Here is a 13,114-nt window from a genome sequence, read left to right on the forward strand (position 1 = left end):
AGTTCAGCACCACTGCAGACCGCCTGAAATAACGTGCTTAGGCTCTGACTCAGGCACCCAAGCCAGGTTTAGTTCCCCTCATCCTCCACCTTCACCCAGGAGGGTCGTTTCAGCGAGTGGATCAGGATGGGCAATCCCGTGAAGACGACGAACCCGGCCGCCACCACGCCGACATAGGTGGCCGGGCTGCCGACCGGCAGCTGGCTCGGCGGGAAGAACGACGTCACGAAGGCAAAGGCCACACCGGCAAAGCCGATCCCCGCAACCGCCAGCAAACCGGTCATGCCGCCCGGAACCTTGTAGGACCGTGGCATGTCTGGATGCGTGATCCTGAGACGCACGGCCGCCGCGTACATCATCATGTACATGACCAGATACAGCGTGATCGTCATGGCCGAGAGCAGGAAGAACGCCACCGAGACGTTCTTGAGAAAGAAATAGAGCGACGCCAGCACCGTGACGATGCAGCCCTGAACCACCAGAATGACCACCTGAATGCCGTTCTTGTTGGTCCTGGCCAGGAAAGGCGGGAGCTCGCCGTCCCGGGCGGTGCGCAGCAATCCCCGGCTCGGCCCGGTAATCCAGGACATCACGCCTGCCAGCGCCCCGAGGGCAATCAGAAGCGCCAGGATCGGCACCAGCCAGCCCAGGTTGAAGCCGGACAGCGCGATACTGAACGCCTGCATCGGCCCCTGATCCAGCGCGATCTTGTCGGCCGGCACGATGGCGGCCAGCGCCAGGGAGCCCAGCAGGAACAGGACCACGATGATCGCGACGGACAGAAGAATGGCTTTCGGGAAATCGCGATGCGGGTCCTTCAGCTCATTTGCATGAACGGCGTGGACTTCCACCCCGGCAAACAGAAGTACGATCCCGCCCAGAAAGGCAATCGAGGACAGGCCGGTGATATGCGGGAAGAGACGGATATGGGCCTGCGCGCTTTCGGCGGCCTGCGGCAGGAAGGCAATCGCGTTGCCTTCCGCGATCCAGGCGGCGCCAAGCGCAATGATCAGGAGGCCCGGCACCACCGTGCCGAGCACGAAGCCGACCGAGGTAAACCGCGCCGCTGCACTCGTGCCGGTGAGGGCAATTGCGGTCGCAAACCAATAGGCGCCGATGATGACGGAGCCCGTATAGATGCCGTCATCGGCCAGCGACGGCTTGCCGATGACATAGGCGAGCGACGCCGCTGCGAAGGCGAGCACGGTCGGATACCAGACAACGTTCTGGATCCATTGCAGCCAGATCGCGACAAAGCCAGCCCGAGCGCCGAACGGCGCCTTGACCCAGTCATAGACGCCGCCGGTGGACTGGGCGAACATGCCGCCGAGCTCGGCCGCAACCAGCGCTGCCGGGACCAGAAAGATCAGTGAGGCAAAGCCGATGTAAAAGAGCAACGTCGTGCCCTCGTCGGCCATGAGCGGCAGGCCGCGCAGGCTGACGACAGCGGCCACCGTCATCATCGCAAGGCCCAGAACGGAAATGCGGCCCTTGGCGGCTGATGTGCCAGCCGCCTGTGTGGTCTCTGTCATCTCGTTTACCTGCCGTGGTGAAAGGTCGGGCCGGCTTCCGCGTTCGACAACGGATTGCGGTCCAGGAATTCGATGGTGCGTTTCATGTCGTCCACGAGCAGGGCCATCAGGTCCTTGCCCATGCCGTGGCGCACGAGAACACGCTGCACCACCAGGTCGCGCCGGTTATGCGGCAACGGATAGGAGGCAATCTGCCAGCCCCGCATACGCATGCGCTCCGAAATGTCATAAAGCGTATAGGCCTTGTTGGCGCTGTCCTTCAGCGAGTAACAGGCCGCCGGCAGGCCGCCGTCGCCATTGTAGAGAATGTCGAAATGGCCGGTTTTCTCCAGCTCATCGGCCAGGTACTGGGCCGCATTTGCACAAGCTCCCTGCACATCCGTATAGCCCTGCTTGCCCAGCCTCAGGAACTGGTAGTACTGCGCGATGATTTCCCCGGCCGGCCGTGAGAAATTGAGCGCGAAAGTGGGCACCTGGCCGCCGAGATAATCCACATTGAAGATCAGTTCCTCTGGCAGGTCTTCCTTTTCGCGCCAAACCACCCAGCCCACACCCAGCGGCGCCAGCCCGTATTTGTGGCCAGAGGCGTTGATCGACTTGACCCGCGGCAGGCGGAAATCCCAGACGACGTCCTTGTGCAGGAAGGGTGCGATGAAACCGCCGGAGGCCGCATCGATATGCAGCGGAATGTCGAGACCGCGCTCCGCCTGGATCTGGTCAAGTACCGCCGAAATCTGCTCGACGGGCTCATAAACGCAGGTAAAGGTCACCCCCAACGTGGCAACGACCCCGATGGTGTTTTCATCGACTGCGGCGGCGATCTGGTCCGGGCGCATGCCCAGTTCACCGTCCAGGATCGGCAGCTCGCGCAACTCGATATCGAAATAGCGGGCAAACTTGTGCCAGCAGATCTGGACGGGTCCGCAGATCAGGTTGGGTTTGTCGGCAGGTTTGCCTTCGGCCTCGCGCTTCTTGCGCCATTTCCACTTCAGCGCCAGACCGCCCAGCATCGCCGCTTCCGATGATCCGGTCGTGGAACAGCCTTGTGTGACGACGGAATCCGGAGCGTTCCAGAGATCGGCCAGAATGTGAACACAGCGGTTCTCGATCTCCGCCGTCTGCGGATATTCGTCCTTGTCGATCATGTTCTTGTCGACGCAGTCCTGCATCAGCTGCTGAACCTGAGGCGAAGCATAGGTGGTGCAGAAGGTTGCCAGATTCTGGCGCGAATTGCCGTCCAGGAGCAGTTCGTCATGGATCAGGTTGTAGACCGTGTCGGCAAGCGAGGAGTTCTCTGGCATCCGGTATTTCGGCAGGGCCTGTTCCGAAAGATCTCGGGTATAAAGATCAAAGACTTCGTTGCGGCGATTTGACGAGGCTTGATAAAGGGGCAAGGGATGTCTCCTAAGGCTCACGGGCAACCTGCGATGACTTAGCTTAGGCACCGTGCCCAACAGCTTCAAGCTCAGATAAAACCCTTACGAGCGCCTGTCGGCCGCCGCACCTACCCCCACATCCCTGTCCCAATAGGGCAGGTCGGGGTCATAAAGATCGGCCAGATAGTCGATCAGAACGCGTGCGGCGCGCGGGATCAGCTGGCGGCTGGGAAACTGGATGTTGAGCGCCTTGGACGGCATCTCGAATGCCGGCAAAAGCCGCAACAGCCGGCCTTCATCCAGCAACGAATGCGCAACAAAACTCGGCAGGCGCCCGATGCCGCCCCCCGCCAGGACAGCCGCGCACAGCGCCTCACTGTTATTGATCTTCAGATTGCCGGTGACAGGGATGCTTTCCGGGCCGAGCGGTGACCGGAACTCCCAAACATCCATGTTGTCGGAATAGGAAAAGAAGACACAATTGTGCCCGTGCAACTCCGCCGGCACGTCGGGCGCACCATGCCGGGAGACATAGTCCGGCGACGCACAGATCACGCTGCGCAAGGGGGTCAGCTTGCGGGCAATCTGGCTGGAATCCGGCAAGTCACCCGCTCTGAGCGCAAGGTCATAGCGGTCATCGATCGCCGCCAGAAACCGGTCATCGAGCGTCAGGTCGACGCTGAGCTTCGGATGCGCCCGAAGAAAGGCCGGCAGATGGGGCGCCAGATGCCGGCTGCCGAACGCCATCGGTGCCAGAACGCGGATCTCCCCGACCGCCTCGCTGCCAAAAAGCCCCGCTTCCCGTTCCGCCGACCGGACATGATGCACGGCTTCGCTGGCATGGGCGAAATAGCGAGAACCGGCATCCGTCAGCACCAGCTTGCGTGTGCTGCGCTGAAGCAGCTGAACGCCCAATCTTGCCTCAAGTTGGGTGATGCGCCGGCTGACCGCCGATTTGGTCAGGCCCAGATGCTCCGCTGCCCGCGAGAAACTGCGCTTTTCAACGACCGCAACAAACACGGCAAAATCGGGAATGCTCTCCATGATCGTTTCATTGTTGCTTTGAGATCAACTTAAAGTCAATCAATCGCCATATAGTGAAAAAGTAGAACAACAATAAATTGCCATGGACCCCAAACCGGAGCGTTTCATGGCACAGCTGATATCACACCAGCCAAAGAGCGGCGCGGTCTTGCCGCTGACCCTGTTTCTGGGCGTTCTCGTTGGCGGCAATTTTGTTCTGGCAAAAGCCATCGTTCTGACCGGTCTGACGCCCCTGATGCTCTTCGAAGGACAGGTTCTGGGCGCCGGTCTCGGGCTCTGCATCGGCCTGGCGATCAAATCCAGGCACGATTTTCGGGCCCTCCTGGGCAGACCCGTCGCGCTCTATTGCCTCATCAACGGCCTGCTCGGCGTCTCCGCCCCGCAGATCCTGAGCTATGTTGCCCTTCAGCAGGTGTCCGCCGGTCTTTTCTCGGCCCTGGTGACCCTCTCTCCGCTGCTGACCTTCTGCTTCGCTTCACTGATAAGGCGCGAACTGCTGCCGCTGCACCGGCTGACGGGCATTCTGGTCGGGCTCGCCGCGGTGACACTGGCAATGGCAGACGGCAACCGGTCGATGGAGGCAGGCCTCCCGTGGCTGCTTGCGGCCGGGCTCGTCCCCGTCCTCCTCGCGCTCACCAATGTCTACCGGGAGCGGGCAATGCCGCAAGGTGCCAACCCACTGGTTCTGGCCGGTGGGACCCTGCTGTCCCAGGCCGTCCTGTTTCTGCCCGTAGCGCTGGTCTGGGGCGGCGGCCTCCCGCAGTTTCAAGCCCAGATCTGGATCGGCCCCGCCATTCTGCTTGTCTGCGCCGCCACTGCACTTGGCTACGTCCTGACCTTTGAGCTTCTTAGGCGCACCGACGGTGTCGGCTTCAGCCAGGTCGGTTATGTCGTCACCCTCACCGGCATCGCCGCCGGGGCGATCTTCTTCCAGGAGCCAGTCGGACCGGTCTTTGCGCTTTCGGTGCTGCTGCTCTTTCTGGGCGTCGCGCTTTCCAATGCCAGCGCCCCGCGTTTCCCCCGCCTCTTCAAACGCCCCCAACCGTCAAACAAGGAGATTTGACATGCAGATCACGACAGAAACCACCACCCCCTATCGCGACCTGATTGCCGGGCTTTATACGGCCGTGGACGACCTCGATGCCGAAGGCGTCGGCAGTCTCGTGACAGACGATGTTCGGTTCCGGCTCGGCAATTTTGAAACACTCCAGGGCCGGCAGGCGGTAATCGATGCCAACGCCGCGTTCTTCGGAACCATCTCGGCGATGCAGCACACGATTTCGGGTATCTGGTCAGACGGCAACACGGTGATCTGTTCCGGTGAGGTGCACTATACCCGCCAGGACACCAGCAGCCTGTCGGTGCCCTTCGCAACCGTGCTGGCCCTGACAGGCAGTCGGATTGCGGATTACCGTGTCTTTGTCGACGTCTCACCGCTCTGAGACCGCGAAGAGCCGACGGGCGGCGCGATGGTCAGGATGTCGGGAAAGCTGACCGGTGCAAAGGCACCCGTCAGTTTGAAGGTGGTCAGGTCGTCGTCGTGCGAAACCATCTGGTCCTGCCGGGCGAGTTCCGCGATGGTTTCCTTCAGGCTCTCGATTTCCCGCAAGATAAAGGCGCCGGTGTCGGGCAGCATGCGGCGGGAGACGGTGAAAAACGCCCCCTGATTGCCGCCCCGCGCCTCGATCACCTGGCCCAGGAACCGCGTGTTGATTTCTTTCAGAAGCGGGATCAACGGCCCGTCGGGCCGGAAACGGACCGGCGCCGTCCAGGTGATGCGGATGCGGTTGCCCGGATGCACCTCCGCCAGCCCGAGCGCCTCCAGCGCCCGGCCGAGGCGGAACATGTCCTCCGGCGTCAGTTGAAACCGGTCCTCGATATCCTGCTGCGGGATCGGTTCGCGCAGCAGGATGAACAGAAAGAACAGCGACGGATCCGCCGCGAGCCGGGCTTCGGTCGCCACCGGCAACAGGCTGGTTTCTTCAGATGTGCGTTCCGCCCGGTGCAGCACATCGGCAAGCGGCACCTCCAGGATGTCGCAAATCTCCAGAAGCCGGCTCAGCTTGCAGTCATGGCCGGCAAAGATCCGTTTCACGGTCGGCTCGGAGACTTCCATGCGCAGGGCCAGATCCGCATAGGTCATGCCGCGGGCTTTCAGAACGCCCTGCAGGATTTTGAACGTATCGCCGCGCATCTGCTTGTTTGATCCTTCAGATCGTCAACTCGTATCGTTTTTTGATACCATATTTTCTGAAATTGCCAAACAAGTTCGATTTCTGCATTCGAGACCCATCGACACTTCTCAAGAAAGGTCCTCTCATGCAGATCCTGAAACCCCTTGTCACCGCCGGTTGTCTTGCGCTCTTCCCCCTCTCCGCCGAAGCGGGGTCGCTCTGGTCCACCGAAGGCTTCGACATGCCCGAATCCGTTCTTTTCGACGCTAGCAATGACCGGCTGGTCGTCAGCGTCATGCAGGGCGCGCCGAATGCCGTCGACGGCAACGGGCACCTGGCGCTTCTCTCCACCGACGGCAAGGTGATCGACGCTGCCTGGGCCACCGGCATGGATGCCCCCAAGGGCCTTGCCCTGATGGATGGCCAGATCTTCGCCGCCGATCTCACCCACCTGCGCATCGTTGATGCGGCCAGCGGCGAGCTTGTTGCCTCGCTCCCTGCCGCAGGGGCCGTCTTCCTCAATGACGTTGCCACCAATGGCCAGGCGGTCTTTGTCTCCGACATGATGACCCACACGATCTGGCGCTATGCGGATGGTCGTTTTGAAAAATGGCTCGAAACGCCGGAACTTGCCCATCCGAATGGACTTTTCTGGGACGATGGCCGCCTGCTGGTCGGCAGCTGGGGCAAGGGCCTTCAGCAGGATTTCACCACCGAAGCCCCGGGCAGCCTGCTCAGCATCGACGCGGAGACAAAGGCTATCTCGGTTGTCGCCAGCAACATCGGCAACATCGACGGCATTGTCCGCCTGAACGGCAAGCTTGTTCTCAACGACTGGATCAACGGCAAGGCATTTGAGATCTCCGAAGACGGTTCTGCCACGGAAATCCTAGCAGAACCCGCCGGCCTTGCCGACATCGGCGCCGCGAACGGCGTGCTCTACCTGCCGCATATGCTGGAAGGCCGGATCGAGGCGGTGACGCTGGACTAGGCGCGGCCCACACAGCCCTCACCGGCTGCATTTGCAAAGGCAGGAGCAGCCGGCAAAACACAGCCTCCAGCGCTCAGGTGAGCTCTGGAGGCTGTGCGTTTCAGGGCACTGGCCGCTGGATGTGATGGGGAACGTCCGCTCCTGTCCCTCACCTCCGCGCGGGTCGTCCGCTCAGATCGCGTTACCCGCCCTTTGGCATATAGAGGTCGCCGCCGTTCCGGTATCTGGCAGCCATTGCCTCCATCCCTTCCTGGCGCGCGCCTTCCTGGCGGGCGGCGTCGCGGATATCGTGCGAGATCCGCATGGAGCAGAATTTCGGCCCGCACATGGAGCAGAAATGGGCCACCTTGTGAGCCTCTTTCGGCAAGGTCTCGTCGTGGAAGGCACGGGCAGTTTCGGGATCCAGCGACAGGTTGAACTGGTCCTCCCAGCGAAATTCGAACCGGGCCCGCGACAGGGCATCGTCGCGGATCTTCGCCGCCGGATGGCCCTTGGCGAGATCCGCGGCATGGGCGGCGATCTTGTAGGTGATGACTCCGGTTTTCACGTCGTCGCGGTCCGGAAGACCAAGATGCTCCTTGGGCGTAACATAACAGAGCATGGCCGTGCCGTACCAGCCGATCATCGCGGCGCCGATGCCCGATGTGATGTGATCATAACCTGGCGCGATATCGGTCGTCAGCGGCCCAAGCGTATAGAACGGCGCTTCGCCGCAGGCCTCGATCTGCCGGTCCATATTCTCCCTGATCTTGTGCATCGGCACATGACCGGGCCCTTCGACCATCACCTGACAGTCCTTCGCCCAGGCGATCTGCGTCAGCTCTCCGAGGGTCTGCAGCTCGGCGAATTGCGCGGCATCATTGGCATCGGCAATCGAGCCGGGACGCAGACCGTCACCAAGCGAAAAGGCAACGTCATAGGCCCGGGCAATATCGCAGATCTCCTCGAAATGCTCGTAGAGGAACGACTCCTTGTGATGATGCAGGCACCACTTGGCCATGATCGAGCCGCCACGCGAGACGATGCCGGTGACACGATCGACGGTGAGCGGAATATGGGAGAGGCGGACGCCTGCGTGGATCGTGAAATAATCGACGCCCTGTTCGGCCTGCTCGACCAGCGTGTCGCGAAATACCTCCCAGGTCAGCTCCTCGGCAACGCCGCCGACCTTTTCCAGCGCCTGGTAAAGCGGCACGGTGCCGATCGGCACGGGCGCGTTGCGCAGGATCCAGTCCCGGATGTTGTGGATGTTGCGGCCGGTCGACAGATCCATGACGGTGTCCGCGCCCCAGCGGGTCGCCCAGACCATCTTCTCGACCTCCTCGGCCATCGACGACGTGACGGCGGAATTGCCGATATTGGCGTTGATCTTCACCAGGAAATTGCGGCCGATGATCATCGGCTCGGCTTCCGGATGGTTGATGTTTGCCGGCAGGATTGCCCGGCCGCGGGCGATTTCCTCGCGAACGAATTCCGGCGTCACAAAGTCCGGGATCGCCGCACCGAAGCTTTCGCCGTCCCGCGCTGATTGCGCCTTCAAAGCCGCGCGCCCGAGATTTTCCCGGATCGCGACGAACTCCATTTCCGGCGTGATGATCCCGGCGCGGGCATAGGCGATCTGGGTGACCGCCTTGCCGGCGCAGGCCCGGCGCGGCATTGGCAGGTCGGGAAAGGCCGGCGTCAGCCGGTCGCCTGTGGCAAAGCCGTTGTCTTCCGGCTGAACGGTGCGGCCCGGATAGGCTTCGGTGTCGCCGCGCCCGGCGATCCAGTCTGCGCGAAGGCGCGGCAACCCCTTTGAAATGTCGATCAATTGCGCCGGATCGGTATAGGGGCCCGACGCATCATAGACCGTTACCGGCGGCTCGCCGGCCGTCGGATGAACGGCAATCTCGCGCATCGGCACGCGCAGCTGCGGATAGATCAGACCGGGTTTGTAAACCTTGGTCGAGGCGGGCAGCGCGCCTTGCGTGACATCCGGTTTGGGGGTCTTGGCGGCAGTGGTCATCTTGAGGCTCCAATCATCTTGCTTGGAGACCCAGTTCGCAGCCGGAATGATGGAGAAACGCCGGAACGGCCCGTTTCCGGGCACCGTCCGTCGCAGCGCTCGCACCGTCCCTACGCCAGTATGAACTGGATCAGGTTCAACGGGTCACTGCGCTGCCATTCAAAACGGCCCAGCAGACTCTCAGCCCCTTGTCGGGACACCCCGGGTAACGCCGCTATCGACATTCATCCACTTGCCTTTGTCAATATGGTGACGCGTGAAAAACTCACTGCTGTCACCCCGGGCGAATAAAGCAAGTCCCGGGTCCTGCTCGTTTGCAGAGAGTGGGTCCTTTCAGCACGACCGCAAAGCAGACACCGGCCTCCGCAAGCAGCCCTGCGAGTGGGCCCCGGGTCTGCGCTCTGCTTGCCCGGGGTGACACGGAAGGTAAGGGCCGCACCCATCCGTCACACCGCCAGCACACCCTCACCACGTCATTCCGGACAAGTGCAGCACAGCTGCGCGCTGATCCGGAACCCAGCGCATCAGCGCGAGCGGCAGCGAGCACAAAAACAATCAAATGACTGAGTCGCTCGATAAAGACGCGCCCAGGGCGCGGAGTAATCGCTGGGTTCCGGATCTGGCCATGCAGCTGCGCTGCAGACCGTCCGGAATGACGGTGGCAGGGTCTCGGCAAATGGCGGCCTCGTGCGAACAAACACGCCTGTCACCCCGGGCGCGCGAAGCAAGACCCGGGGCCTACTCGTTTGCAGAGAGTGGGTCCTTTCAGCACGACCGCAAAACAGCCACCGGATTCCGCAAGCAGCCCTGCGAGTGGGCCCCGGGTCTGCGCTGCGCTTGCCCGGGGTGACACGGAGATTGATCCGCTCCTGCCCGTCATACCGCCAACAAGCCCTCATCACGTCATTCCGGATCTGCACGCCTGCCTTCGCTTCGGTGTACCGGCTCAGGTCCTTGCACCCCTCTCCCCCTTGCGGGGGAGATGTCTCCGCCAGGAGACAGAGGGGGGTATCATCTGATCAATTTCATTCGGACTATCTGAATGAGTGGCGACCGCTTCCCCCCCTCTGTCCGTTTCACGGACATCTCCCCCACAAGGGGGGAGAGGGGCAGGAACCCAGAACGTGGTGGGCACATTCGGTGTCGGAGACTGCGGCAAGGCCTCAGCCCCCCACCCTTGATCCCTCCCCACAAGGGGGAGGGAGACGCTAGTGGCAAACGGGCGAAAAACGATACAGGTCGGAACGCGAGACCAGGCACCTCTCCGGCAGAACGGCACAGCCGGTTCCCCCTCCCCTTGTGGGGAGGGGTTAGGGGTGGGGGTTCCGGGCGTCTGCCTTCGATCTTCCAAACGCCCGGCCAAAAACCCCTTCCTCCGGTTTTACCGGACCGAAAGGTCCCCGCCGTATCCTCCCCAAAACCACGTTCAAACGAGTGCCTGATGCCGACCGCCAGCCCTGCAGCCCTCGAGATATTCAATCTTCACAAGCGCTTCAGCGACCCTGCCGTCAACGACCTGTCGCTGAAGGTCAAGGCAGGCGAATTCTATGCCCTGCTCGGCCCGAACGGCGCGGGCAAGACAACGACGCTGCGGATGGTGTCCGGCCTGCTGGAAGCCGATGCCGGCACGGTCCGGATCTGCGGCATCGATGCCTTCAAGGACCCGATTGCGGCCAAGAAGATCCTGGCCTGGGTGCCGGACGAGCCGATGGTCTATGACAAGCTGACGCCGCTGGAATATCTGGAATTCGTCGCCGGCCTCTGGAACATGGACGCTGATTTCGCGCAGGCCAAGGCCGACAGCCTGCTCGAGGCCTTCGGGCTCGGCCCCCATGCGGGTGAGCGCTGCGGCGGCTTTTCCAAGGGCATGCGCCAGAAAGTGGCGCTGGCAGGCGCGTTGATCCATGAACCGCGCCTGATCATTCTCGATGAACCGCTCACAGGGCTTGATGCGGGCTCGGCCCGGCAAGTGAAGCAGGTGCTTAGCAATCTGGTCGCCAAAGGCGTCACCGTCATCATGACAACCCATATTCTAGAAGTCGCCGAGCGCATGGCCGACCGGATCGGCATCATCGCCCGCGGCCAGCTGGTCGCCGAAGGCACGCTGGCGGAGCTGCGGTCCCGCGCCAGCGCCGAGGGCCATTCCCTGGAGGATATCTTCCTCGACATCGTCGGCGGCGCTCAAAGCGACGGTCAAAGCGACACCTTCACGGACCCCTCTCAACTCCCCGACGAGAAGGTGGCATGAGCCGCGCTTTGGCTTCCCCGCTGGCGTTTTCGGCGCTGATCCGCTTTTCCCGGCATGAATTGCGCCTTGCCTGGCGCGACTGGGCCTGGATCTTTTCCGGCTGGCGCAAGACCGGCTTGAAACGCACCCTCATCGGCATGGGCCTCTTCTACGCGGTCCTGCATCTCATCGCCTATGCCGTGCTCGCGCCCCAGTTTGCCGGTGGTTTTCAGCTCGACCAGACCGCGCTGGCGGTGATTTCGGTCTCCGTCCTGCTCAGCTTCACCATGATGCTGTCCCAGGCGATCGAGTCGGTGACGCGCGCCTTTTACGCCCGCGACGATCTCGACCTGATCCTGTCCTCGCCCGCGCCGTCGCGGGATCTCTTTCTGGTTCGCATCGCCATGATGGCGCTCACCAGCTGGGTGATGTCCGCGCTGGTAATCTCGCCTTTTTTGAATGTGGCAGCCGCCCTTGGCGGGGCCCACTGGCTGTCGGGCTATCTGGTCATTCTCGCCGCCTCAATGACGGCGACCGGTGCGGGCATCCTGATGACGCTGGCCCTTTTTCAAACGGTCGGGCCGAAGCGCACGCGGCTGCTGGCGCAGATCCTGGCGGCGGTTGTCGGCGCGACCTTCCTGATCGGCTTGCAGGTGGTCGCGATCCTCTCCTTCGGCTCCATGTCGCGCTTTGCCCTCTTCGAGGCTGATTTCCTGCGCGCGACGGTGCCCTCCGCCAGCTCGCTCTGGTGGTTCCCCGCGCGGGCCGTCGCCGGAAAGACAAGTGTTGTTGCCCTGATGCTCGCAGGCTCCTTTGTGTTTTTTGCCATCGGCGCCTGGTGCGGCGCCGTCCAGTTCCGCCGCATCGTGGTGAAGGCGCTCGGCGTCGCCGAGACCACCCGGCAGAGCCGCGCCACACACCGCCCGTTCCAGGGCCACTCGGCGCTCGGCGCGCTGGTCACCAAGGAACTGAAGCTGATTGCCCGCGATCCCTGGCTGGTGTCGCAGACGCTGATGCAGGTGCTTTATCTGGTCCCGCCCGCCGTGATGCTCTGGGTGAGTTTCGGCGCCAATACCGAGATTTCCGTCCTGGTCGCGCCGGTGATCGTGATGGCCACCGGCCAGCTCGCCGGCGGCCTCGCCTGGCTGACGATCTCCGGCGAGGACGCCCCCGACCTGATCGCCACGGCCCCCCTCTCGGCTTTCACACGCCTCGCCGCAAAAGTTCTGGCCGCACAGGCGCTCATTGTCGCCGTCCTGCTGCCCATCACGCTGGCCCTCGCCACCCTGTCGATCTGGGGCGCGCTGATCACCTTCCTGGGCGCCCTGATCGCAGCCAGTTGCGCGATCCTGATCCAGCTCTGGTTCCGCGCCCAGGCCAGCCGCACCAATTTCCGCCGCCGCCAGGTCGCCTCCAAGGCCTCCACCTTCGCCGAAGCCGGCGCGTCGATCTCCTGCGCAGGTGCAACGGCGCTCGTCGCGGCGGGGAGTGTGTTGGCTGTGGTACCGTTGGTGTTGCTCGGGATTGTGCTGGGGGTGGCTTGGGGGGTGAGGCCGAAGGGGACCGCGCAGTAGGGCGGGGTGCGTTCTAGATAAAGGGCTGCTTTGTGTTCCCAGGTCGGTCGTTCGCAGGATCTCGGCGCTACCCGCAAAGCTGTCATTCGTTGCAGCTTGAATGAATGACCTGTTTGGTGTCGGAAGGGACTGTCTAACTCTTAAAGTGCGACTTGTAACTATGAATTGCACTCAAACTCGAAACATTGGTC

General features: G+C 62.5%; 10 protein-coding genes and 1 riboswitch. Of the genes, 5 read left to right on the top strand and 5 right to left on the bottom strand.

Annotated elements, in window-relative coordinates:
• Positions 1-68 precede the first annotated feature (68 nt).
• The 3 genes from CHH27_RS18525 to CHH27_RS18535 form a co-directional block, all read right to left on the bottom strand.
• Positions 69-1,532: an amino acid permease gene (locus CHH27_RS18525; protein ID WP_094072901.1), complete on the bottom strand. Its 1,464-nt coding sequence runs from the start codon at positions 1,530-1,532 to the stop codon at positions 69-71.
• 5 nt (positions 1,533-1,537) lie between these two features.
• Positions 1,538-2,926 (bottom strand): glutamate decarboxylase, encoded by a 1,389-nt coding sequence (locus CHH27_RS18530; RefSeq protein ID WP_094072902.1) that lies wholly within the window; start codon positions 2,924-2,926, stop codon positions 1,538-1,540.
• A gap of 84 nt (positions 2,927-3,010) precedes the next feature.
• The gene (locus CHH27_RS18535; RefSeq protein WP_094072903.1) at positions 3,011-3,952 is read right to left on the bottom strand and encodes a LysR family transcriptional regulator; all 942 of its coding nucleotides are present in this window, start codon (positions 3,950-3,952) and stop codon (positions 3,011-3,013) included.
• Positions 3,953-4,058: 106 nt separating this feature from the next.
• Here CHH27_RS18535 and CHH27_RS18540 point away from each other — a divergent pair, with 106 nt between their 5' ends.
• Both CHH27_RS18540 and CHH27_RS18545 read left to right on the top strand, forming a co-directional pair.
• On the top strand, positions 4,059-5,015 hold the full coding sequence (locus CHH27_RS18540; protein WP_198338254.1) for a DMT family transporter: 957 nt from the start codon (positions 4,059-4,061) through the stop codon (positions 5,013-5,015).
• Position 5,016: 1 nt separating this feature from the next.
• On the top strand, positions 5,017-5,394 hold the full coding sequence (locus tag CHH27_RS18545) for a nuclear transport factor 2 family protein (RefSeq protein WP_094072905.1): 378 nt from the start codon (positions 5,017-5,019) through the stop codon (positions 5,392-5,394).
• Here the strand turns inward: CHH27_RS18545 and CHH27_RS18550 are convergent.
• Positions 5,361-6,146 carry a helix-turn-helix transcriptional regulator gene (locus CHH27_RS18550; RefSeq protein ID WP_094072906.1) on the bottom strand — a complete coding sequence of 262 codons (786 nt, stop codon included), beginning with the start codon at positions 6,144-6,146 and terminating at the stop codon, positions 5,361-5,363. The two genes, CHH27_RS18545 and CHH27_RS18550, sit on opposite strands and share 34 nt — an antisense overlap.
• A gap of 125 nt (positions 6,147-6,271) precedes the next feature.
• On the opposite strand from CHH27_RS18550, the gene CHH27_RS18555 reads away from it, so the two are divergent.
• Complete coding sequence (locus CHH27_RS18555; protein ID WP_094072907.1) at positions 6,272-7,117, top strand: hypothetical protein; 846 nt, start codon at positions 6,272-6,274, stop codon at positions 7,115-7,117.
• A gap of 181 nt (positions 7,118-7,298) precedes the next feature.
• Here the strand turns inward: CHH27_RS18555 and thiC are convergent, their stop codons facing one another.
• The gene (gene thiC / locus CHH27_RS18560; RefSeq protein WP_094074854.1) at positions 7,299-9,122 is read right to left on the bottom strand and encodes a phosphomethylpyrimidine synthase ThiC; all 1,824 of its coding nucleotides are present in this window, start codon (positions 9,120-9,122) and stop codon (positions 7,299-7,301) included.
• A gap of 89 nt (positions 9,123-9,211) precedes the next feature.
• A riboswitch (TPP riboswitch) is annotated at positions 9,212-9,336 on the bottom strand.
• 1,227 nt (positions 9,337-10,563) lie between these two features.
• On the opposite strand from thiC, the gene CHH27_RS18565 reads away from it, so the two are divergent.
• A complete protein-coding gene (locus tag CHH27_RS18565; protein WP_094072908.1) occupies positions 10,564-11,370 on the top strand; it encodes an ABC transporter ATP-binding protein in 807 nt (268 codons plus the stop codon).
• Entirely contained in the window at positions 11,367-12,923 is a 1,557-nt protein-coding gene (locus CHH27_RS18570; RefSeq protein WP_094072909.1) for a hypothetical protein, read from the top strand. The genes CHH27_RS18565 and CHH27_RS18570 overlap by 4 nt, the downstream gene beginning before the upstream one ends.
• Positions 12,924-13,114: the final 191 nt, after the last annotated feature.

The sequence above is a fragment of the Labrenzia sp. VG12 genome, from assembly GCF_002237595.1.
GTDB lineage: Bacteria > Pseudomonadota > Alphaproteobacteria > Rhizobiales > Stappiaceae > Roseibium.

Excerpts from the sequence above, each read along its gene's own strand:
- CHH27_RS18525 (WP_094072901.1), bottom strand. The coding sequence starts at position 1,532 with ATGACAGAGACCACACAGGCGGCTGGCACATCAGCCGCCAAGGGCCGC.
- CHH27_RS18535 (WP_094072903.1), bottom strand. The coding sequence starts at position 3,952 with ATGGAGAGCATTCCCGATTTTGCCGTGTTTGTTGCGGTCGTTGAAAAG.
- CHH27_RS18540 (WP_198338254.1), top strand. The coding sequence starts at position 4,059 with ATGGCACAGCTGATATCACACCAGCCAAAGAGCGGCGCGGTCTTGCCG.
- CHH27_RS18545 (WP_094072905.1), top strand. The coding sequence starts at position 5,017 with ATGCAGATCACGACAGAAACCACCACCCCCTATCGCGACCTGATTGCC.
- CHH27_RS18550 (WP_094072906.1), bottom strand. The coding sequence starts at position 6,146 with ATGCGCGGCGATACGTTCAAAATCCTGCAGGGCGTTCTGAAAGCCCGC.
- CHH27_RS18555 (WP_094072907.1), top strand. The coding sequence starts at position 6,272 with ATGCAGATCCTGAAACCCCTTGTCACCGCCGGTTGTCTTGCGCTCTTC.
- thiC (WP_094074854.1), bottom strand. The coding sequence starts at position 9,122 with ATGACCACTGCCGCCAAGACCCCCAAACCGGATGTCACGCAAGGCGCG.
- CHH27_RS18565 (WP_094072908.1), top strand. The coding sequence starts at position 10,564 with ATGCCGACCGCCAGCCCTGCAGCCCTCGAGATATTCAATCTTCACAAG.
- CHH27_RS18570 (WP_094072909.1), top strand. The coding sequence starts at position 11,367 with ATGAGCCGCGCTTTGGCTTCCCCGCTGGCGTTTTCGGCGCTGATCCGC.